Source organism: Janthinobacterium sp. GL_088 (genome assembly GCF_057837845.1).
The window spans coordinates 4,711,996-4,733,290 of sequence record NZ_CM174453.1 but is presented as its reverse complement, the minus strand read 5'-3'; the positions used below and the strand labels follow the sequence as shown (position 1 = coordinate 4,733,290).

Sequence of the window (21,295 nt, the reverse complement as noted above, 5' to 3'; positions counted from 1 at the left end):
CGGTTATTCGTCAGCGTAGGCGCGGGCGGCCGCCATCACGGCATCGAGTTTGCCTTTGGCCAGGGCTTCGAGCGGCGACTTGCCGCCCAGCGACAGGCGCGGAGCGATAAAAAAATCCCATTTGGCGGCGCCCGGCAAGTCGCCGAGGATTTTGCTGATTTTTTCCAGGATGTGGCGGTCGTGGCGGGGATCGGCGAAAAATGCCGGATAGACATATTCGCCCGAAGCGCCGCGCAAGGCGAACAGGCGTCTGGCTTTGAGTGCCGCACTGAGCGCCTGCGGCGTGACTTTCAGCCGGGCGCGCAGTTCGGGGCCAGACAGCAAGCTGTGCGAGGCCAGGTCTTTTTGACGCTGCTGCCGCTCCTGCTCTTCCAGGCCGCGCATGAATTGCCGGGTATTGATGTGTCCTGCATGCGCGCCGATATCAGAGGCCAGGTTCAGCTCGCGTTCGGCGACGATATCGAGGTCGCGCCGCATTTGCGCCAGCAGCGCGGGCCGGTCGTCGCGCGGCACGGAGTCCAGCAGCGATGCATAGGCTTCCTGGAACGTATCTTGTGCAATGTTAAAACGCAAGCCCGTGGCATTGGGAGCGAGTGCATTCGCCAACTGCCTGGCCAGCGAGGGCGCGGCTGAAGCATGCCCGCTGCCGGTGGCGGCCTCATCAATCGTGCTGGTGTCGCCATCGCTGACAGGGGAGCGTGTGTTCGATGTGTTCGACATGGCTGTCTCCTTGAAACGCATGTTTCAGCATAGGACACGAAGTCAAACAAAGCAAACAAAGCAAGGAAATTAAATTCCCCACTTTGATTTGCCACAAACCTTGGCTGGCCTACACAGGCCGTGGCGCCGCCTGGCCCGATTCCGCCGGGCCGAAATGCAGGCCAAGCCGCAAGGCCAGGGCGCGCAGGGCGCCGCTTTCCTGCAGGTGCAGGGCCAGCGCAATGTGGCCGTCGGGGCGAACCAGGTAGGCCGCATCGCGGCCCAGGCCGGCCAGCTTGGCGGCCACGTTATAGGTGTAGCAGTGCACGGGCAGTTTCAGCACACGCGCTTCGTCCAGCAGTTCGGGCGCCGCTTCGCCATAGATGTGCAATTGCCAATCCATGCTGCGCAGGGCCGTAAAATTGTCTTGCGTGCCGTCGGAAAACCACGGCAGGCGGTCGCCGCCGCGCAGGTATTCCGCATGGCCGGCGGAGAGGGCGCTGTCTTCATAATGGATCTGGATTTGCGACACGGTCTGGAACAGCAAACGGCGCGCCCGCGCGAAGCCCGAGAGGAAGGGCAGCGCGTGCGGCACCAGCCAACGGCGCAGGAATTGCCCGGCCATGCCTTGCGCGACGATGGCCTGGAAGGCGCGGTCGGTGGTGGCGACGAGCTTGCGGGCAAACACGATGCGCTCGCTTTCATAGGTGTCGAGCAGGGCGTCGTTGCTTTGTCCGCGCAGCTTTTGCGCCAGTTTCCAGGCCAGGTTGACGGCGTCGCCCAGGCCCGTGTTCATGCCCTGGCCGCCCACGGGGCTGTGCAGGTGGGCCGCATCGCCGAGGATGAAGCAGCGTCGTTCGCGAAATTGCGCCGCCACTCGGTGGTGCACTTTATACGTGGAAAACCAGTTCACGTGCTCGACCTGGACGCCCAGCAAGGTTTCCACGTCGCTGCGCACGTCGTCAAACACGGGCGCCGGCGCGCCATCGGGGCGGTCGGGCAGGATGCCGATCAGGCGCTGCATGCCACTGGTGCGCACGGGCAACATCAGCGCAAACGAGTTCGCGCCCAGATGGGCATGCAAATCCGTATTCTTGCCGGCCACTTGCGCGTCTGCCACGTAGTACAGGTGATCGTAGGTGCCGCCGGAAAAGTCGAAACCGGCGATTTCGCGTACCTTGCTGCGGGCGCCGTCGCAGCCGCAAATATAGTTAAACGTGCAATATTGTCGTTCGCCATGGTTGAGCAAGATGGCTTGCACTTCGCTATCGTCCTGCGTCCACAGGTCCAGCGCCACGTTCCATTCCACGTGCACGCCGGCCGCCGCCAGCTTGCTGATCAGGAAGCGTTCATGCTCGTCCTGGGGCAGGCTCAGCACGAAAGGATAGGGGCTCAGGCCTTCGCCGATCTCGCCCAGCGCCAGTTTCACCAGCTCCTCGCCGCCCTCGTGGATGTGCATGGCATTGATCTTGATGCCCAGGCTGACGAGCTCGTCGGCAAAGCCCAGTTGCTGGTAAAACTCCAGGGTGCGCGCATGCACGGCCATGGCCCGCGACGCCTGGCCCGGGCCGCTGTTCTTGTCGATGATGCGGCAATCGACGCCATGGCGCGCCAGGCGCAAGGCAAGCATGAGGCCGGTAGGACCGGCGCCGACGATCAGGACGGGAGGAGTATTCATGCCATCCAGTATAGGGCAGGATGGGAGCGGACAACGGGACAATTGAAGATGGTATTCAGATGCGGTGCGGGAGATGTGCGGTGCTGGCCATGGTGCCAATTTGACTGTTGCGCAGTTTTTTCAGTGTGGCAAATTGCGCACCGTCTTCATCTATCCGATAGTCTTTGAGCAGAGTGCCCTGCGCGTCCCACACTTGTTCCAGGATGCATATTCCGAGTTCATAGCGTCCATCGGATTTGCGCGCGCCATTGTCGTGCCATTCATGCGCCGGGCCATGTAACGCGTTCAGGGCAAACCATTCTTCGCGAATAAGTCTGCTCGCAACCGACCATTGCCGGGAAATACCGTTTTTCTGGCCATCAATAAAACTCGTTTCTGTTATCAATACGCCATCCGTATCGTTTTCAAATGCTATGCCGCTAAACGGTATGCCTGCGTAGCACATTAGCAGGTAATCCTCTGATGGCTCCAACGCTTCGTAATCGACTCTGGACATGCTTTACCTTCAACAAGTGTTGCACTGGCGTGGACAAAAACGACAATGTCCCGCCGGGGCGGGACATTCGGATGTTACTGATGCTTCACAGCGCAGTGATCAAATGCCGCGCAGCAATTCGTTGATGCCCGTTTTCGCGCGGGTTTTTGCATCCACGCGCTTGACGATCACGGCGCAGTACAGCGAGTACTTGCCGTCTTCCGAAGGCAGGTTGCCCGAGACCACAACGGAACCGGCTGGCACGCGGCCGTAGGTGACTTCGCCCGTGGCGCGGTCGTAGATCTTGGTCGACTGGCCGATGTACACGCCCATCGAGATGACGGAGTTTTCTTCGACGATCACGCCTTCGACGATTTCCGAACGGGCGCCGATGAAGCAGTTGTCTTCGATGATGGTCGGGTTCGCTTGCATTGGCTCCAGCACGCCGCCGATGCCGACGCCGCCGGACAGGTGGACGTTCTTGCCGATCTGGGCGCAGGAGCCGACGGTGGCCCAGGTGTCGACCATGGCACCTTCATCGACGTAGGCGCCGATGTTGACGTAGGACGGCATCAGCACGACGTTCTTGGCGATGAAGCTGCCGCGGCGGGCGACGGCTGGCGGCACCACGCGGAAACCGCCCTTGACGAAGTCTTCCTTGGTGTAGTTGGCGAACTTGGTCGGGACCTTGTCGTAGAACTGCATCGTGCCGTCGGACGGCAGGACGACATTGTCTTCCAGGCGGAACGACAGCAGCACGGCTTTCTTGACCCACTGGTTGACCACCCAGTCGCCCGTGGTTTTTTCCGCCACGCGGATGCTGCCGTTGTCCAGGCCATTGATGACGTGGGAAACGGCATCGCGCAGTTCGGCCGTGCCGTTGCCCGGATTGATCTCGGCGCGGTTTTCCCAGGCCTGGTCGATGATGGTTTGCAGTTGTTGGCTCATGATGATGTCTTGTTTATTTAGTTGGTTGATGCGGATGCGGAAAGCTGCTGGCAGAATTTTACTATGCGCAGTGCGGCTTCCAGCCCTTCGGCCGTTTCGGCCACCAGGGCCATGCGGATGCGGTTGCGGCCCGGATTGATGCCGTGTGCGTCGCGCGCCAGGTAACTGCCAGGCAATACCGTCACATTATATTCGGCGTACAGGCGTTGCGCGAATTCGGTGTCGGACAGTCCCGTGCGGCTGACGTCGGCCCACAGGTAGAAGCCGGCATCCGGCAATTGCACGTCCATCACCGATTGCAGCAGCGGCGTGATGGCGTCGAACTTGGCGCGGTACTTGGCGCGATTTTCCTCGACATGGGTTTCGTCGTTCCAGGCCGCGACGGAGGCCGCCTGCACGGCGGGGCTCATGGCGCCGCCGTGGTAGGTTCGGTAGAGCAGGAATTTTTTCAATACTTCGGCATCGCCGGCAACAAAGCCCGAGCGCATGCCCGGCACGTTCGAGCGCTTCGACAGGCTGGAAAACACCACCAGGCGCGCATACGGGCGCTCGATGGTGGACAGGCCCAGCATGTGCGCCGCCTGCAGCGCGCCCAGCGGCGGCGTGTCGCCGTGGTAGATCTCGGAATAGCACTCGTCGGCGGCGATGACGAAATCATAGCGCTCGGACAGGGCGAACAGGTGTTCCCAGTCCGTCAGGGTCAAGACGGCGCCCGTCGGGTTGCCGGGCGAACACAGGAACAGCAGCTTGACCTTTTCCCACACGCTGGCCGGTACGCTGTCGTAGTCGCAGCCGAAATTGCGCGCCGGGTCGGAATTGACGAAATATGGTTCGGCGCCGGCCAGGTAGGCCGCGCCTTCATAGATCTGGTAAAACGGATTCGGGCTGATCACCAGCGAACCGGCCGACGGATCGATCACCGTTTGCGCCAGCGCAAACAGCGCTTCGCGCGAACCGTTCACGGGCAGGATTTGCGTGGCAGGATTGAGCTTGGGGATGTCGTAGCGGCGTTCGAGCCAGCCGGCGATGGCGCTGCGTAACGCTTCCGAACCGATGGTGGTCGGATAGCTGGCCAGGCCGTGGATATTGTCGACCAATGCCTGCTCGATGAACGGCGGCGTCGGGTGCTTGGGTTCGCCCATGCCCAAGCTGATGGGCGCATACTCGGGATTGACCGTCACGCCGGCAAACAGCTGGCGCAGCTTTTCGAATGGATATGGTTGCAGTTTGGCAAGAAGTGGATTCACGGAGCGGACCAGGGCAAGAGTGGAAAGACGATGTTGCTAAGCGATTGCTGCTAAGTGAATAATTGCTTGGCGCGGCAGACTTGATGCCGGTCAAATAATTAGCTGCGTCTTTCATTATAGCCGTCCTCGCGGGCCCGCTGTGCAAGCCGCATCGCGCTGCACCGGCCTGATCGTTGCCCGGCTTGCCACGGCATGCCGCAGCGGGGAGTGCCGCGCCATGGCGCGGCAAGGTAAAATACGCTATGTCTACCTTACTTCCCACCCTGCTTGCTATTGAAACCTCGTCCGAACTCGCCTCCTGCGCCTTGTTGCGCGGCGATGTCGTCCTGTCCCGCGCCTCGTCGGGCGTGCGCACCCATTCCCAATCCATCTTGCCGATGGTGCAGGAATTGCTGGCTGAAGCGGGCGTGACCCTGGTCGACGTCGATGCCGTCGCCTACGGCTCCGGTCCCGGCTCGTTTACGGGCGTGCGTACGGCTTGCGGCATCGCTCAAGGCCTGGCCTACGGCGCCAATTTGCCCGTCGTGCCCGTCGTCACGCTCGACGCCATGGCCCTCGCCTGCCACCAGCAGCATGGCGCGCAATGCATCGTGACCGTGCTCGACGCCCGCATGGGCGAAGTGTACTGGGCGCAATACGATTACCAGGATGGCTTGCAGATTGTTTCGCCGCCGGCCCTGAGCGCGCCGGCCGGCGTGGCGCCGCAAGGCGAGGTCACCGGTTGCGGCAACGGTTTTAGCGCCTATGCCGAGGCGCTGGCAGCGCTGCCGTGCTCCGCCAAGGCTGACGCCGCCATCATGCCGCACGCCGTGCAGGTGGCGCAGCTGGCGCGCATCGCCTTTGCGGCTGGTCAGTTCGTGACGGCGGCCGAGGCGCAGCCTTTGTACTTGCGCAACAAGATCGCTTACACGAGCGCGGAACGGCAGCAGATGCAACTGGCCAAGGCCGCTGCGGAGCCAGCACAATGAGTGTAGCGGGCCAAGATCGTGCTGCCGGCTGGGACTTGCTGCGCCTCGACTATCAGCCCATGGTCGAAGCGGACTTGGTCGAAGTGCTGGCGCTGGAGCAGCGCGTGTATCCGCATCCCTGGACGCACGGCAACTTTGTCGATTCCCTCAAGAGCGGTTATCCGGCCTGGGTGCTGCGCGACGTGGATGGCACCTTGCTTGGTTACTTCTTGCTGATGCTGGTCGTCGACGAGGCGCACTTGCTCAACGTGGCCGTCGAAGGCGCCATCCAGGGTCAGGGATTGGGCCGTTTCCTGCTGAACCAGTCCTGCGCCAGCGCGCGCCAGCTGGGCATGGAATCGATGCTGCTGGAAGTGCGCCCGTCGAACGTGCGCGCGCTCGACATTTACCAGCGCTATGGATTTGAACAGATCGGCCGGCGCAAGGGATATTATCCGGCCAGTAACTCACAACGTGAGGACGCCATCGTGATGCGTTATACCTTATGAGCCGCAGCGCCGTTTTCCTCGATGAAATGGGCGTCGGCCCCCTGTGGCGCTTGCGCCAGGGTGTTGCACCCGAAGCGGTTGACGTCGCCGCCGAGGCCCCCGTGGAGATGGAAGCCGTCGTGGCGGGGCCTGTGGCAGAAGCCATAGAAGCCGTGATCGAGGTGGTTGCTGAGGCGGTCGCCGAGGTGCAGGTCGAAGTGCCCGTTGCTGTTGCCGCTACGCCAGCTCCTGCCGCCGAGCCGGACGACACGGCCTGGTTCGATGATGCGCCGCCACCGCCACCGGCCAAACAGCTGAGCGATGCCGATATCGCCGCCCTCGAATGGGATGGCTTGACGGCCGCCGTCGCCAAGTGCGCGCGCTGCGACCTGTGCAAGACGCGCAAGGGCGTCGTCATGGGCCGTGGCGACCGCCAGGGTGATTGGCTGATGCTGGCCAGCAGCCCGTCGCGGCTGGAAGAGCGCGAAGGGCATGCCTTGCCGGGCGAGCAGGGCAAGTTGCTCGACAATATGCTGAAAGCCATCGATATCGATGCGGGCAGCGGCGTGTACATCACGCACTTGCTGAAATGCCGTCCGCTCGACGAGGCGGGGCAGGAACGCTTGCCCACCGAATCGGAGTCGGCCGCCTGCCGTCCCTATTTTGACCGCGAACTGGCCCTGCTGCAGCCGCGCACCATCGTCACCCTCGGTTCGATGGCAGCCGCCGGCATCAATCCCGGTGAAAAACCCGTGCGCGGCACGGTGCGCCAGCTGGGCAATGCGTCCGTCGTGGCCACCTTCCACCCGGAAATGCTGCTGCAGGACGGGACGGGCAAGGCCAAGGCGCGCGCCTGGGCCGACCTGTGTCTGGCGAAAAGCACGCACGGTGGGTGACAGCTTCCAGGCCCGTTTTGAGCGCCGCTGGGGGCATCTGACGCACCCCCGCGTGCGTGCGCTGGCCTGGCTGCTCGACTCGCCCGACTTGCTCGATCCGTCCAGCCGCCACTGGGGCGGGCGCATCGCCAGCCTTGCGCCCGTCACGCCCTCCGTGGCGGCGTGGCTGGCGGGGCTGCAGGATGACCCGTCGCCGCTCGATGCGGCGCTGGGGCCGAAATTCTATTCCCGCCTGGGCCTGTACGCTGAAAAGCTGCTGGCCTTTTATTTTGAACAGCACGGGGTATTGCAGGCGCATGGCTTGCAAGTGCAGGTGAACCGCAACGACACGGTAGGCGAGTTCGATTTTCTGCTGCGTGACGGTAACGACTTGCTGCACTGGGAATTCGCCACCAAGTTCTACCTGCTCGAAGGCGCGCCCGATCCGGGCGTCTTCAACCACTTGATCGGCCCCAACCTGGCCGATACCCTGGGGTTGAAGATGCGCAAGATCCTCGACAAGCAACTGGCCTTGTCTCGCCATCCTGCCGCGCAAACCCTGCTGGCGCAGCCCGTGCGCGCGGCGCAGGCGCTGGTCAAGGGCTGGCTGTTTTATGCGGCAGGCGCCACGCCTGCCCTGGACGGTATTTCCCCTGAACATGGATACGGCTTCTGGTGCACGCCGGCGCAACTGCCGGAGCAGCGCTATGTCGTGCTGCCGCGCCTGCAATGGCTGGCGCCATACAAGGGGCGCGACGAGGAAGTGCTGGACGTGGATGCCTTGCGCGCGCGTTTGTTTGATCTGGCGCAACCGGTGATGGTGGCCACAGTGGATACTATCGAAGGCTGGGAAGTGGAGCGCACGCGTGGTTTTGTCGTGCCGCATGACTGGACGGAGCAGGCTGCCGCGCGGCGAATAACAGGCGCGCTACCTGCGTAGATCGGTAGGTCGGATTAGCGCCTGGCGCGTAATCCGACACCACATTGCTTAATGTTTCTGCTCGCCAATCAGCGACAGATTGTCGTGCTCCGCCTGGTTCAGCTTGTGCCTGCGCATGATCATGTACATGGTGCCGGCGACGAACAGGCCGAACAGGGTGATGATGATGTTCAGCGGCAGGTGCAGACGGATCATGATGGAATACACGGCCAGCATGGTGAGAATCGACAGGTTCTCATTGAAGTTCTGCACGGCGATGGAATGGCCTGCGCTCATCAGCACGTGGCCGCGGTGTTGCAGCAGAGCATTCATTGGCACGACGAAAAAGCCGGACAGGGCGCCGATCAGTATCAGCAGCGGGTAGGCGATCCACACGGAATGCACTTGTGTCATCATCATGACGATCACGCCCATGGCGATGCCCAGCGGAATGACAGTCAGCGATTTGCGCAGCGGAATGAAGCGGGCCGACAGCACGGCGCCGGCGGCCACGCCGATGGCGACCACGCCCACCAGGCTGGTCGCCTTGTCGAATGGCATGTTCAAGGATTGCTTGGCCCATTCCAGCACGATCAGTTGCAAGGTGGCGCCAGCGCCCCAGAACAGGGTCGTCACGGCCAGGGTGATCTGGCCCAGCTTGTCTTTCCACAGGATGGAATAGCAATTGGCAAAATCGGTAATCAGTTTGATAGGATTGCGTTCCTGGTGCGGATACACGCAGCCCGTGTCGGGAATCTTCAGGTTGGCCAGGGTTGCCAGCACATAGATGCCGACCACCACGCACAGGGCCGCTTCCGTCTTGTTGGTGATGCCCGTGTCGATCAGGGGGAAGTCGAAGGACAGCAGCATGTCGGACACGTGGCCGCTGACGAGTGCGCCGCCCATGACGGTGCCGAGGATGATGGAGGTGACGGTCAAGCCTTCGATCCAGCCATTCGCCGCCACGAGTTTTTCCGGCGGCAGCAGTTCCGTCAGGATGCCGTACTTGGCGGGCGAGTACACGGCCGCGCCAAAACCGACGACGGCGTAAGCCAGCAGCGGGTGTACGTGGAAGAAGACGAGGGCGCAGCCGAAAATCTTGACCATGTTGGCGATGAACATGACCTTGCCTTTTGGCAATGCATCTGCGAAGGCGCCGACAAAAGCGGCTAACAGCACGTAAAACAGGACGAATGACAGTTTGAGCAGCGGCGTGATCCACGCCGGTGATTTCATGGACACCAATAAATCGACGGCGACAAAAAAGAGGGCGTTATCTGCCAGCGAGGAAAAGAACTGCGCCGCCATGATGGTATAAAAACCACGATTCATTCTGGAATGCCTGAAATCATATCTGGCTTGCTTTATACCACGAAAAAACGGCAAACCCCAAGTTTGGAAGGGGCTGCTTTGCATAGTCTTGTCTAAGCGAAGCTTAATTTTTCTGCCGTAGAAAAATACATCACATGTGAGCATTTTATACATGGTGTCCTGTGCGCCGGTCTGGCGCGCGGCGACGGACCAGCTTGCGGCCCATCCGGTAAAATACGGCTTTCCCACCCGCCGTGAACGACGCATATGCCCAGGCCCCTCATCGCCACCATCCATCTCGATGCCATGCAACACAATCTGGCGCGCGCCCGTGCCGGCGCCCGCGGCGCCAGGGTGTGGGCCGTCGTCAAGGCAAATGCCTATGGCCACGGCCTGGAACGGGCCATGCGGGGCTTTGCCGAGGCCGATGGCCTGGCGCTGGTCGAGGTCGACTACGCCGTGCGTCTGCGCGAACTGGGCTGGACCAAGCCCATCTTGCTGCTGGAAGGTTTTTTCGACGCCAGCGATTTGCCTGTCATGGCGCAACATGGCTTGAACGGCAGCGTGCATTGCGAAGAACAGATCGCCCTGCTGGAAGCGGCGCGCCTGCCGCACGCCATCGATGTGCACCTGAAAATGAATACGGGCATGAATCGCCTGGGTTTCACGCCGGGCGCCGTGGCCGCCGCGTATGCGCGCCTGCGGGCCATCCCGCATGTCGGCACGATCACGCTGATGACGCATTTCGCCAATGCGGACGAGGCGGGGGCCACGCGCTTGCCTTTGGCCCAGCAGATGCTGCGTTTCGAAGCGGGCGCGGCCAGCATTGGTGCTGCCTTGCCGCGCAGCCTGTGCAATTCGGCCGGCGTGCTGCTGCATCATCTGGACAGTGACTGGGTGCGCCCCGGCATCATGCTGTACGGCGGCACGCCCAGCGGCGCTCCTGGCGGCACGTCCGCCCAGGCGTTCGGCTTGCTGCCCACCATGACCTTGCGCAGCCGCATTATCGGTATCCAGGATATCGCCGCCGGCGAAGTGGTGGGCTATGGCAGCCGCTACGAAGCGGCCGGCAATATCAAGGTGGGCGTGGTGGCGTGTGGCTATGCGGATGGCTACCCGCGCCACGCGCCCGAAGGCACGCCCGTGCTGGTCGACGGCGTGTGCACGGGCCTCATCGGCAGGGTGTCGATGGACATGCTGATGGTCGACCTGACCCACGTGCCGGGCGCTAAAGTTGGCAGCGCCGTGACCTTGTGGGGCCAGGGCATGCCGATCGACGAGGTGGCCCTGGCCGCCGGCACCATCGGCTACGAGCTGATGTGCGCACTGGCGCCCCGCGTTCCGGTGATCGAGGCGTGACCTCGCAGCCTTGTTTGTATATACTGTATATATAAACAGCAGTTTCACCTTACCCGGGCAAAGTACACCATGGCAAAAGTCAAGACCATCTACACCTGCAGCGATTGCGGCGCCATCAGCAACAAATGGATGGGGCAATGCACCTCGTGCAACCAGTGGAATACCATGGTGGAAACCCTGCCCGAAACGGGTGGCAACAACCGCTATTCGAATCCGCAGCACATGTCGCTGGCCCAGACGGCGCCCGTGCTGTCGCTCGACGATATCGACGCCATCGACGTGCCCCGTTTCGGCACGGGCATCGAGGAATTCGACCGCGTGCTGGGCGGCGGCATGGTCGCGGGCGGCGTCGTGCTGATCGGCGGCGACCCCGGCATCGGCAAGTCGACCCTGCTGCTGCAGGCGCTGGCGAACATGTCGCATCATAAGCGCGTGCTGTATGTCAGCGGCGAGGAATCGGGCGCGCAGATTGCCCTGCGCGCCAAGCGTCTCGTCATCGACGCCAAGGAACTTAAATTGCAGGCCGAGATCCAACTCGAGAAGATTCTTGCCACCCTGGCCGACCTGAAACCGGAAGTGGTGGTCATCGACTCGATCCAGACCGTGTATTCGGATGCCCTCAGCTCGGCGCCCGGTTCCGTGGCGCAAGTGCGCGAATGCGCGGCCCAGCTGACGCGCGCGGCCAAGCAGACGGGCGTGACCATCATTCTAGTGGGGCACGTGACGAAAGAGGGCGCGCTGGCCGGTCCCCGCGTGCTCGAGCACATTGTCGACACGGTGCTGTATTTCGAGGGTGACGCCCATTCCAGCTTCCGCCTGGTGCGCGCCATCAAGAACCGTTTCGGCGCCGTCAACGAGCTGGGCGTGTTCGCCATGACGGAAAAGGGCTTGAAGGGTGTGTCGAACCCTTCCGCGCTGTTCCTTTCGCAGCACGACAACCAGGTGCCCGGTTCTTGCGTGATGGTGACGCAGGAAGGCACGCGTCCGTTGCTGGTGGAAATCCAGGCCCTGGTCGACACGAGCCACTTGCCGAATGCGCGCCGCCTGTCCGTCGGCCTGGAGCAGAACCGCTTGGCCATGCTGCTGGCCGTGGCGCACCGCCACGCGGGCATCGCCGCGTTCGACCAGGATGTGTTCATCAACGCCGTCGGTGGCGTCAAGATTACGGAACCGGCGGCCGACCTGGCCGTGTTACTGGCGATTAACTCGTCGATGCGCAACAAACCGCTGCCACGGGGGCTCGTGGTATTTGGCGAAGTGGGGCTGGCGGGCGAAATACGCCCTGCGCCACGGGGCCAGGAGCGCTTGCGCGAAGCGGCCAAGCTGGGCTTTACCCTGGCTGTGGTGCCCAAGTCGAACTTGCCCAAGCAAGTCATCGAAGGCCTCAAGGTCATCGGCGTCGAGCGTATCGACGAAGCATTCAATAAGCTGCGCGACCTGGAGTAAGAGTTGGTATGGTTTAAATGCCAAGCTTGAGACAAGTCAAACAAAATTTCCGTTTAGAACTATAATATTTGTCCGATGGATTCACCCCGTGAATCCGCATCGACAATGCATAGTTAGAGAAGCGGAATATAGTGTCAGTTGAGCAAAGGCAGGGCGCACGCAAGATATTGCGTGCCAAGGCAATGTTGGTAATGGATGGCGCGGGCCCCGTGGCGGCGCGCACCCTCGATGTGGGGCCGGGCGGCATGGCAGCCGTCATCGCGGAACCGGTGCCGACAGGTAAGCAGGGCAAGGTGCTGTTCGAATTGTTTTACGATGGTTCGGCGCACATCATCGAGGCGCGCGTGTCCGTCTCGCATTGCATTTTCAGCAGCGCAGGTTTCAAGGTGGGACTCACTTTCCTGCAGTTGGACATGGCCGTCAGCAGCGCCATCTCGAAATTCATGCGCTGAGGCAAGCCTGGAGGGCGCGACAGGTGAAATGCGCTAAAATGGTGCATATGGGATTGCAGTCAGGAAAAACCTGTTCTGTTCGCTGTTTTGATATTCCAGTAATACTGCATAATTATCAACCAGAAGAGGGACCTTGCCGCGCCACGCGCGCCTGCCGTCCGTTTCCAGCGCAGCACGGTCACGACCTGAACCGTGTGCCATGACCTTACACCCGACGGGAACGCCTACCATGTTTAATTCGACCATCAACAGCAGGGCCTACACCAACAACACGCAGCAAACGACGCAGGGCAATATTTCGGCCGATGTGTATGCGAAGGTGGAGCGCCAGATGCAGTCGCAGAACACGGGCGTCGTCAAGCTCAACGCCAGCCTGGCGCGCGACCAGGCCAAGTTCTCGGGCCTGGGCCAGCTGCAATCGGCGCTGGCGAAATTCCAGACCGTGGCCAAGAACATGGCCGGCAGCGGCCTGGCCACGTCGGCCACGTCCAGCAGCAAGGATGTGCTGAGCGCCACCACCACCGACAAGGCTGTCAGCGGCAGTCATGAACTGAATGTCAAGCAACTGGCGCAGGGACAGACTTTGCTCAGCGGCGCGCAGAAATCCTCGAGCGCGGCGATCGGCACGGGGGCGCCCGCGCTGGTGAAGATCGAAGTAGGCTCGGCCGACGGCAAGCAATTTACGCCCGGCAGCGGCAAGATCATTTCGCTGACCATCGACAGCAGCAACAATAGCCTCGACGGCATCGCCGCCGCGCTCAAGCAGCAGGGTATCGACGCCAGCGTGGTGAAGGGCCCCGATGGCTACTCGCTGGCCTTGAACGGCAAGAGCGGCGCCGACAGCAGCATGCGCATCAGCGTGGCTGGCGACGCGGCCGTCAGTAATTTGCTCAGCTATGCGCCCGGCGCCGGCAAGGGCATGCAGCAGACGGCCGCCGCGCAGGACGCGCTGCTGACCGTTGACGGCAAGGAAATCAAGAGCGCCACGAATACCCTGACGACGGCCGTCGAGGGCGCCACCATCGAATTGAAGAAAAAAGGCACGACGGACCTCGTCATCGCCAAGGACAGCAGCCAGATCGCCAGCAATGTGGCCAGCTTCGTCACGGCCTACAATGAACTCAACAGCAAGCTGCAGAGTCTGCAGCAGGGCGATTTGAAGTCCGACACGGCCCTGGGCCAGGTGCGTTCGCAGATGGAGCAGGTGCTGCGCACGGCCAGCACGGGTGTGCCATCGTCGGTGCTGGGCAGTGCCGGCGTGACCCTGGGCAAGAGCGGCGAGCTGGTGCTCGACGATAAAAAGCTCAAGGCGGCCATCGCGGCCGATCCTGAAGCCGTCAGCAAGATGTTTACGAATAACGGCAAGGGTGTGGCGGACCAGTTCGCCAGCAAGATCGGCGAGCTGACGGGCGAAACGAGCATCATCCGCAAGGAAGTGCAGACGGTCGGCAAGGACATCACCACCCTGACCAACAAGAAAGCCGTACTGGCCAAGGCGCTGACGGCCCAGGCGCAGGCGCTGGTGAAAGCGTATTCGGCGCAGGAACAGATGGGAACGAACTCGGCCTTGCCGGGTTATACGGGCAAGAACTCTTTATTCGACTTCATGGCCTAAGGGCGCCCGCCTTGGGCAAAGAAGGCTGACGGCGAGCTGCCGAAAGTCTTCTTGAACATGGCGGAAAAGGCCGACTGGCTGGCGTAGCCCAGTTCTTCGGCCACCTGCGACAGCGGCACGCCGCGCGCGATCAGGGGCGCCGCGTGCGCCAGGCGCACTTGCTGGCGCCACTGGCCAAAACTCATGCCCAATTCCCGTTCGAACAGCCGCGCCAGGGTACGCTCCGAGGCGCCGACTTGCTGCGCCCAGTGTTCCAGGGTCTGGTTCAAGCCCGGTTTCTCGATCAGGCTGTCGCACAGGGTCTTCAGGCGCTTATCGCCAGGCAAGGGCACGCGGATGGGGCGCGTGGCCGAGCGTTTCAATTCATCGAGGATCAGTTCAGCCAGCAGCGCCTCGCGCGCCGGTTCCTGGCCAGGGTCCAGCTGTTCCAGCGCCATGATCAGCTGGCGCAGCAGGTTCGATACTTCCAGCACCTTGCAGTCCTGGCCGGCGAACGGTGCGCGCGCGGCATGGATGCACAGCGGGCGCAAACGGGTTTTTTCCAGTATCGTGACGGCATGCTCCACGTTGGGCGCGATCCAGATGGCGCGCATGGGCGGCAGTACCCAGCTGCTGTTGTTGGCGGTGATGCGCAGCACGCCTTCGAGCGCCATGGTGACCTGGCCCCAGGGATGCGTGTGTGGCGAGAGAAATTCATCGGGTTGCAGGTCGCGCGCGATCATGGTCACGGGGATGGTCGCGCTCGGCGCTTCCCGTGGCGGACACATGCGGGTATGGTGGAGGATAGGTACACCCATCAGCTTGGCCTTCATTCGATAAATTATGTCGTTCTGTCGGAAAACAGACGATGGTATTTTGCATACACTTGAGCTTCACCAGTATAAGACAGGGTATGACATGATAACAACTAACTCGGCATCCGAAATTCCCACCTTGCGCAGCGACGCCCGCGTCATCGGCCTGGTGGGGCTGGCGCATGGCGTGTCGCACTTCTATCACCTGATCCTCGCGGCCCTGTTCGTCTGGCTGAAACCCGCCTTCGACCTGTCGTATGCGGAACTGGGCCTGCTGATGACGGTGTTCTTCATCATTTCGGGCGTGGGACAGGCGCTGGCCGGCTTTGTCGTCGACCGTTTCGGCGCCCGTGCTGTGTTGTTTTCCGGCATTTTCTTGCTGGGCGTGTCGGCGCTGGCCCTGTCTACCGCACACAGCTATGCGGCGCTGATGCTGGGCGCTATGCTGGCCGGCATGGGCAACAGCGTGTTTCATCCGGCCGACTACACCATCCTCAACCAGCGCGTCTCGGCGGCCCGCGTGGCCTACGGCTTTTCCGTGCATGGCATCAGCGGCAATATCGGCTGGGCGCTGGCGCCCCTGTTCATGACGTATGTTGCCACCCATTATGACTGGCGGGTGGCGCTGCAATGCGCGGCCGTGCTGCCGTTTGGCGTGCTGCTGATCCTGTTCCTGAACCGCCACGCCATCCGCCCCGAACCCGTGAAAAAGGCCGCGCCGGGCCAGGCGGCTGGCGGCGAAGGCACGCTGGACTTCCTGCGCCTGCCTGCCGTGTGGATGTGCTTTGCCTTCTTTTTCATTACCGCCATCGCCCTGGGCGGCATCCAGAGCTTTGCCAGCGTGGCCCTCGTCAAGCTGTACGGCATGAGTCTGGCGCTGGCTACCAGCGCCTACACGGCCTATATGCTGGCCTCGGCCGTGGGCATGCTGGCCGGCGGCGTGGTGGGTGCGCGCAGCAAGCAGCCGGACCGCAACGTGGCGATCGCTTTTTCCGCCGCCGCGCTGCTGGCCGTGCTGCTGGCCATGGCCGTCGTGCCGGCCTGGGGCGCGGTGGTGCTGATGGGCGCCATCGGCCTGATGTCGGGCGTGGCGGGGCCTTCGCGCGACCTGATGATACGCGCGGCGGCACCGAAGAATGCCACCGGGCGCGTGTATGGCGTCGTGTATTCGGGCCTCGACAGCGGCCTGGCCGTCGGTCCCCTGTTCTTTGGCGCGCTGATGGATGGCAACCATCCGGCCCTGCTGTTCGTCTTCATCGGCGTGTTCCAGGCGCTGGCGATTGCCACGGCCGTGGGCGTGGGCGGCAAAACACGTGCTGCGGCGCTGCAAAAGGCATAGAATCGTTGCCATCTGCCACGAAAGGAATTCCCATGACCTTTGCCACCACCGACCTGTGCGACGACTATGCAGCCATGCTGGACGATGGCACCCTGGCCGTGCTGCCGCCCGTGTACCGCGCCTTTGGCCAACGTGTGCGTTTCAGCGGCCCGGCCACCACCTTGCACGTGTTCGAAGACAACGCGCTGGTGCGCAGCACGCTGGAAACGCCGGGCCAGGGTCATGTGCTGGTGATCGATGGCGGCGGCAGCCTGCGCCGCGCGCTGGTGGGCGGCCAGCTTGGCGTGCTGGCTGAAAACAACGGCTGGGCCGGCATCATCGTCGATGGCTGCATCCGCGACAGCGAGGAAATCAATGTCTGCCAGATCGGCGTGCGCGCCCTGGCCACGCATCCGCGCAAGAGCAACAAGACGGGCGCCGGCCAGCGCGACGTGCGCGTGCAGATCAGCGGCGTGGCCGTGCATCCGGGCGACTGGATCTACGCCGATGCGGATGGCATCCTGGTGGCGCGCCAGGAACTTGATTGAGCCGCCCCTCTCCGGAAGAGCGTTACAAATTGTCCATATTAAATATATTTTTGTAAAGTTCTTTGATTTTTATCATGGCTGGGATATGATTTCACTTAAGGTAACTTTAATGCCTATAAGGCAAGGAAATCAGCTCATGAAAATCGCCACCATCGCCGCAGTTGTCGCCCTGTTTGCTGCAGGCACCGCCAGCGCCAGTCCCGTCAACCTGATCACGAATGGCAATTTTGAAACGGTCGCTGCCGGCTACACCTTCGACAGCGGCTTTAAGGTCGTCAACAGCGGTTCGTCGGCCATTACAGGCTGGACCGTTGGCGCCAGTTCCGTCGACCTGATCCGCAACGCGTATAACGCCATCAACGGTTACAGCATCGATTTGCTGGGTACGCCAGGTCCGGGTTTCTTGTCGCAAAGTTTCAATGTCGTTGCTGGCCAGACCTACAGCCTGAGCTTTGACATGGCGCGCAATTCCGGCGGCCCGGCAGGCCAGGGCGTGGCCGTCAATTTTGGCGGCGTGGTCGGGGATTTCTACTCGACGGCTGCCGCCTCGAACACCTTGTACAACAATACCCTGAGCTTCACGGCCGCTTCCACCGGCCTGGCAACCCTGTCGTTTGCCAGCGCCGCCAAGGCCGGCACGCCGTTCGACAATTACTCGGGCGCCGTGATCGACAATGTTTCCGTGATGGCCGCCGTGCCGGAACCGGAAACCTACGCCATGCTGCTGGCCGGCCTGGGCCTGATGGGTTTCCTGCGCCGCCGCAAGGCCGCCAGGTAATCCCGGCTCCGCCCCACGTCAGAACCGCCTGCTGCATTGCACAGGCGGTTTTTTGTTTTTCAGGGGGCTGGTGCTGCCTCGGCATCTCCCCGCAACGGACAGGCGGCCGCCTGCGGTTCCAGTCGCCGCGCCAACTCGCCGCGCAACTGCGTCAATCCCGCGATGCGCACATCGATTTCGCCCAGCTTGCGCGCCAGCGCCGCGCGCAGCAGTTCCGCCGTGGCGGGATCGCCGGCGGCCGCCAGCAGCGGCATGTCGGCCTCGATTTCAGCCAGGGTAAAACCCAGTTGCTGCGCCGTGCGCAGGTAGCGCAGCCAGTCGGCCGCTTCGGGCGGGTAGTCGCGGTAGCCATTCGCGCCGCGCCGCGCGCGCAGCAAGCCCCGCTTTTCATAAAAACGCAGGGTATCGCGGCTCAAGCCCGTCGCCTGTGCCATCTCGCCGATCCGCATAGGTTTCCTTTCATAAAGTGCTTGACCATGGAGTGTACTCCAGCCTTGATCATGGGCGCTTTCCATAGACAGGAGTTGCCATGTTGTCCGTTTCCGCCTTCCGCCGCGTGGTGCGCGCCAGCGCCATTTATGATGTGCTCATGATTGCCCCGTTTACCACGCCATGGACGTTTTTGCTGCTGCGCGAGCATTTGAACGCCCTCAACATGAGCCTGGGCGGCGTGCCGCTGCCCGTCTTCGGACCGTTTCATCTGCTCATCAGCAGTTTGCTGGGCAGCGTGGTGATGGTCTGGTCGGTGCTGCGCATGCTGGACCCGCAGCCGCGCTTCGGCCGCTATGATGCGGCGGCCCGCTACCTGTTTTCCACCTGGATGGCGTGGGCGCTGCTGGTGACGGGCCAGCCCGTGCTGTGGCTGTTCCTCGTGCCGGAACTGGCCTGGGGCCTCGCGCAAAGCCTGCCATTGCGCCGTAGCGCAGGTGCGCGGGGAGGGCCGCCGCACGAATCGCTGTTGAGATGACGATAACGAAATGCAATAATGGCCGTGCTCGCAGTACAGCAATGACTGCAATGAACGACTATTAAGAGGATGACTATGCAGCAGGATGCCGCAGGAAAAAACATGGCGTTGCTCGATCCGGTGGTGGCGCCGCGCATCGCGGTGACGCGCCTGGTGACGGGCCTGCTGCAAGGCTTGCTGCTGTACTGGCTGTACAGCACGGCCCAGGACAAGGTGTGGCCCGCCACGGAAGCCTATCTGCTGGGTCCGTTGATGCTGATCAGCTTGCTGCTACCGATCCTGCTGGTGTCCAGCCTGGGCCATATGTCGGCGAAGCGCATCGTGCTGTGGATGGCAGGTGCGGCTGTCGTGCTGGCCGTGCTGGCCTGGCATGACGTGGCGCGCGGCGCCGAGCACGTGATCTGGGGCAACTACAAGCCGGGCGCGCCCCTGCGCGTGATCTCGGCCCAGCTGTTCGGTTTTTGCGTGGTCGGCTTTTATATCGCCCACGCGCTGGTGCTGGCCAGCGCCCAGGATGGCCAGCGCATCGCCCGCTATCCGACCTACTTTGAAATCGCCTGGAAGCTCGGCATCCAGCTGCTGTTTTCCCTGCTGTTCGTGCTGGGCCTGTGGCTGGTGTTGTGGCTGGGCGGGCAGCTGTTCCTGCTGATCAAGCTCAGCTTCCTGAAAAAACTGCTGGGCCAGGCCTGGTTCGTGATTCCCGTCATCTGCTTCGCGTTTTCATTTGCCATCCACATCACGGATGTGCGTCCGTCCATCGTGCGCGGCATCCGTACCTTGCTGCTGGTGCTGCTGTCGTGGCTGATGCCGATCGCCGCTGTGCTCGTTTCCGGTTTCCTGCTGACCTTGCCCTTCATCGGTTTCGAGCGCCTGTGGGCCACGCGCCATGCGGCGTCCGTGCTGCTGGGCATGGCCGGCGTGCTGGTGGTGCTGATCAATGCCGCCTTCCAGAATGGCGAAGTGGGCCATGGCGTGGCGCGCGGCATCCGCCTCGGCACGCGCCTGGCTTGCCTGTTGCTGCCGTGGGTGGTGGGCATCGCCATCTATGCGCTGACCCTGCGCGTGATGTCGCATGGCTGGACGTCCGACCGCCTGATCGCTGCCGCCTGTCTGTTGATCGCCACCTGCTACGCCGCCGGCTATGCCTGGGCGGCCAGCAAGTATGGCGACTGGCTGCACCTGATCGCCAACGTCAACGTGGCCACCGCCTTTGTTACCCTGCTGGTGCTGTTCGCCCTGTTTTCTCCGCTGGCGGACCCGGCGCGCATTTCCGTGGCCAGCCAGATGGCGCGCCTGGACAGCGGCAAGGTCGGCGTGGACAAGTTCGATTTCGAATACCTGCGCTTCCAGGGCGCCCGCTACGGCCAGGCGGCCCTGCAGGAATTGACGAAACGCACGACGGGGCCGGATGCGGCCATCGTGCGTGCCCGCGCCGACGCCATGCTCAAGCGCCAGAACCGCCTCGACGAGACGGGCGCGCTGAGCGACGTGTCGATCAACCTGACCCTGCGCCCGGCCACGGCGAAGCTGCCGGAGAGTTTCCTGCGCCAGGACTGGACGCAAGTGAGCCCGGCCTGGCGCCTGCCCGCCTGCCTGAAGCGGGCAGGGCCGCAGTGCGATGCCTACCTGCTCGATTTCGATGGCGATGGCAAGCAGGATGTGTTGCTGATCAGCAATGACCCGCGCGCCTCGTCGGTGTTGCTGGCGGAAAAGGAAGACGGCAGCTGGACCGCGCGCGGACAAATCCCCACGGATGCGCTGCGCTGCAAACCCCTGCGCGAGAAACTGCAGGCGGGCGAGTTCCAGCTGGTGCCGCCGAAAGTGCGCGAACTGGAAGTCGACGGCCAGCGCGTGCCGATGACTTTATATACGCCAGAGGATGAGGTCAGCTGCCCCGATGAGACGGTGCCGGGCCCATAAATCGCAGGAGAGGGCTTCCAGCGCCGGACAGAACTCTGAACGCAGCAACTTCGTGCACTGCATCATTCTGACTGGCCGGTATCGGCGTTAGCTGCCAACGACGATAACCGGCCAGAGGCTGTCACTGAAGCACAGGAAATATCATGTCCATTGCAAGAAAAGGAAGCCGCCGGATTATTGTCGATTCTTTACCATATCGATGGTCGGTCAGCCTGCCTGCCTGTACACAGGCCATGGGGGAAACGAATGTGTCTTTCGCCGTTGCATCTGAAAACGGTGGCCGAACCACTCTTCTGGTGAGAACAGATATCGCACGTCCGGATATTTGGCTGGGTAATTTTACGCGTGCTATTATGCCCTCAGTCGTGGAACACGCTATTCGACAGGCATTGAGGAAGGGGTGGTATCCCAGCCAATGTGGAAGCTCCTTTGAAATGACAATGCGACTCGCTTGAGCCCACTGGCAATCCGCCAGTTGCGTTGTGCACCTACGGTGGACGCTGCAGTCCAT

At 62.4% G+C, this 21,295-nt stretch carries 21 protein-coding genes; 13 read left to right on the top strand and 8 right to left on the bottom strand.

Annotation, left to right across the window (positions count from 1 at the left end; translation table 11 throughout):
* Window positions 1-3: 3 nt before the first annotated feature.
* From AC3IQ7_RS21035 to dapC, 5 genes are all read right to left on the bottom strand, one after another.
* Window positions 4-720, bottom strand: coding sequence for a hypothetical protein (locus AC3IQ7_RS21035; RefSeq protein ID WP_489207239.1), 717 nt, complete (start codon window positions 718-720; stop codon window positions 4-6).
* 109 nt (window positions 721-829) lie between these two features.
* Window positions 830-2,377 carry an FAD-dependent oxidoreductase gene (locus AC3IQ7_RS21030; RefSeq protein WP_489207238.1) on the bottom strand — a complete coding sequence of 516 codons (1,548 nt, stop codon included), beginning with the start codon at window positions 2,375-2,377 and terminating at the stop codon, window positions 830-832.
* A 55-nt stretch (window positions 2,378-2,432) separates the two neighbouring features.
* Complete coding sequence (locus AC3IQ7_RS21025; protein WP_158301211.1) at window positions 2,433-2,873, bottom strand: toxin-antitoxin system YwqK family antitoxin; 441 nt, start codon at window positions 2,871-2,873, stop codon at window positions 2,433-2,435.
* 99 nt (window positions 2,874-2,972) lie between these two features.
* Window positions 2,973-3,800: a 2,3,4,5-tetrahydropyridine-2,6-dicarboxylate N-succinyltransferase gene (dapD, locus tag AC3IQ7_RS21020; protein ID WP_035820379.1), complete on the bottom strand. Its 828-nt coding sequence runs from the start codon at window positions 3,798-3,800 to the stop codon at window positions 2,973-2,975.
* 17 nt (window positions 3,801-3,817) lie between these two features.
* On the bottom strand, window positions 3,818-5,047 hold the full coding sequence (dapC, locus tag AC3IQ7_RS21015) for a succinyldiaminopimelate transaminase (protein ID WP_489207237.1): 1,230 nt from the start codon (window positions 5,045-5,047) through the stop codon (window positions 3,818-3,820).
* A 242-nt stretch (window positions 5,048-5,289) separates the two neighbouring features.
* Between dapC and tsaB the strand changes: the two genes are divergently transcribed.
* Genes tsaB through AC3IQ7_RS20995 form a run of 4 tightly spaced genes read left to right on the top strand, consistent with a single transcriptional unit; the run spans window position 5,290 to window position 8,297 of the window.
* Window positions 5,290-6,015 (top strand): tRNA (adenosine(37)-N6)-threonylcarbamoyltransferase complex dimerization subunit type 1 TsaB, encoded by a 726-nt coding sequence (gene tsaB / locus AC3IQ7_RS21010; protein WP_489207236.1) that lies wholly within the window; start codon window positions 5,290-5,292, stop codon window positions 6,013-6,015.
* Window positions 6,012-6,503, top strand: coding sequence for a ribosomal protein S18-alanine N-acetyltransferase (gene rimI / locus AC3IQ7_RS21005; RefSeq protein WP_489207235.1), 492 nt, complete (start codon window positions 6,012-6,014; stop codon window positions 6,501-6,503). The genes tsaB and rimI overlap by 4 nt, the downstream gene beginning before the upstream one ends.
* Window positions 6,500-7,378: a uracil-DNA glycosylase gene (locus AC3IQ7_RS21000; protein ID WP_489207234.1), complete on the top strand. Its 879-nt coding sequence runs from the start codon at window positions 6,500-6,502 to the stop codon at window positions 7,376-7,378. The genes rimI and AC3IQ7_RS21000 overlap by 4 nt, the downstream gene beginning before the upstream one ends.
* Complete coding sequence (locus AC3IQ7_RS20995; protein WP_489207233.1) at window positions 7,371-8,297, top strand: DUF1853 family protein; 927 nt, start codon at window positions 7,371-7,373, stop codon at window positions 8,295-8,297. The genes AC3IQ7_RS21000 and AC3IQ7_RS20995 overlap by 8 nt, the downstream gene beginning before the upstream one ends.
* A gap of 48 nt (window positions 8,298-8,345) precedes the next feature.
* On the opposite strand, the gene lplT is transcribed toward AC3IQ7_RS20995, so the two are convergent.
* Window positions 8,346-9,608, bottom strand: coding sequence for a lysophospholipid transporter LplT (gene lplT, locus AC3IQ7_RS20990; protein WP_035820370.1), 1,263 nt, complete (start codon window positions 9,606-9,608; stop codon window positions 8,346-8,348).
* 246 nt (window positions 9,609-9,854) lie between these two features.
* Between lplT and alr the strand changes: the two genes are divergently transcribed.
* The 4 genes from alr (at window position 9,855) to fliD (ending at window position 14,459) form a co-directional block, all read left to right on the top strand.
* The gene (gene alr, locus AC3IQ7_RS20985) at window positions 9,855-10,946 is read left to right on the top strand and encodes an alanine racemase (RefSeq protein ID WP_489207232.1); all 1,092 of its coding nucleotides are present in this window, start codon (window positions 9,855-9,857) and stop codon (window positions 10,944-10,946) included.
* Window positions 10,947-11,015: 69 nt separating this feature from the next.
* Window positions 11,016-12,392 (top strand): DNA repair protein RadA, encoded by a 1,377-nt coding sequence (gene radA / locus AC3IQ7_RS20980; RefSeq protein WP_230540493.1) that lies wholly within the window; start codon window positions 11,016-11,018, stop codon window positions 12,390-12,392.
* Window positions 12,393-12,523: 131 nt separating this feature from the next.
* Window positions 12,524-12,844: a PilZ domain-containing protein gene (locus AC3IQ7_RS20975; protein ID WP_322428311.1), complete on the top strand. Its 321-nt coding sequence runs from the start codon at window positions 12,524-12,526 to the stop codon at window positions 12,842-12,844.
* Between the two features lie 229 nt (window positions 12,845-13,073).
* Complete coding sequence (gene fliD / locus AC3IQ7_RS20970) at window positions 13,074-14,459, top strand: flagellar filament capping protein FliD (protein ID WP_489207231.1); 1,386 nt, start codon at window positions 13,074-13,076, stop codon at window positions 14,457-14,459.
* On the opposite strand, the gene AC3IQ7_RS20965 is transcribed toward fliD, so the two are convergent.
* On the bottom strand, window positions 14,456-15,256 hold the full coding sequence (locus AC3IQ7_RS20965) for an AraC family transcriptional regulator (protein ID WP_489207230.1): 801 nt from the start codon (window positions 15,254-15,256) through the stop codon (window positions 14,456-14,458). The two genes, fliD and AC3IQ7_RS20965, sit on opposite strands and share 4 nt — an antisense overlap.
* 100 nt (window positions 15,257-15,356) lie before the next feature.
* On the opposite strand from AC3IQ7_RS20965, the gene AC3IQ7_RS20960 reads away from it, so the two are divergent.
* The 3 genes from AC3IQ7_RS20960 (at window position 15,357) to AC3IQ7_RS20950 (ending at window position 17,897) form a co-directional block, all read left to right on the top strand.
* Complete coding sequence (locus AC3IQ7_RS20960; RefSeq protein ID WP_099378357.1) at window positions 15,357-16,592, top strand: MFS transporter; 1,236 nt, start codon at window positions 15,357-15,359, stop codon at window positions 16,590-16,592.
* 32 nt (window positions 16,593-16,624) lie between these two features.
* On the top strand, window positions 16,625-17,119 hold the full coding sequence (gene rraA / locus AC3IQ7_RS20955; protein ID WP_099378358.1) for a ribonuclease E activity regulator RraA: 495 nt from the start codon (window positions 16,625-16,627) through the stop codon (window positions 17,117-17,119).
* A 136-nt stretch (window positions 17,120-17,255) separates the two neighbouring features.
* Window positions 17,256-17,897: a choice-of-anchor C family PEP-CTERM protein gene (locus tag AC3IQ7_RS20950; protein ID WP_233516162.1), complete on the top strand. Its 642-nt coding sequence runs from the start codon at window positions 17,256-17,258 to the stop codon at window positions 17,895-17,897.
* Between the two features lie 59 nt (window positions 17,898-17,956).
* Here the strand turns inward: AC3IQ7_RS20950 and AC3IQ7_RS20945 are convergent, their stop codons facing one another.
* Entirely contained in the window at window positions 17,957-18,346 is a 390-nt protein-coding gene (locus tag AC3IQ7_RS20945; protein WP_489207229.1) for a MerR family transcriptional regulator, read from the bottom strand.
* Window positions 18,347-18,426: 80 nt separating this feature from the next.
* Between AC3IQ7_RS20945 and AC3IQ7_RS20940 the strand changes: the two genes are divergently transcribed.
* Window positions 18,427-18,864 carry a hypothetical protein gene (locus AC3IQ7_RS20940; RefSeq protein WP_489207228.1) on the top strand — a complete coding sequence of 146 codons (438 nt, stop codon included), beginning with the start codon at window positions 18,427-18,429 and terminating at the stop codon, window positions 18,862-18,864.
* A gap of 102 nt (window positions 18,865-18,966) precedes the next feature.
* Window positions 18,967-20,784, top strand: coding sequence for a DUF4153 domain-containing protein (locus AC3IQ7_RS20935; RefSeq protein WP_489207227.1), 1,818 nt, complete (start codon window positions 18,967-18,969; stop codon window positions 20,782-20,784).
* Window positions 20,785-21,295 lie beyond the last annotated feature (511 nt).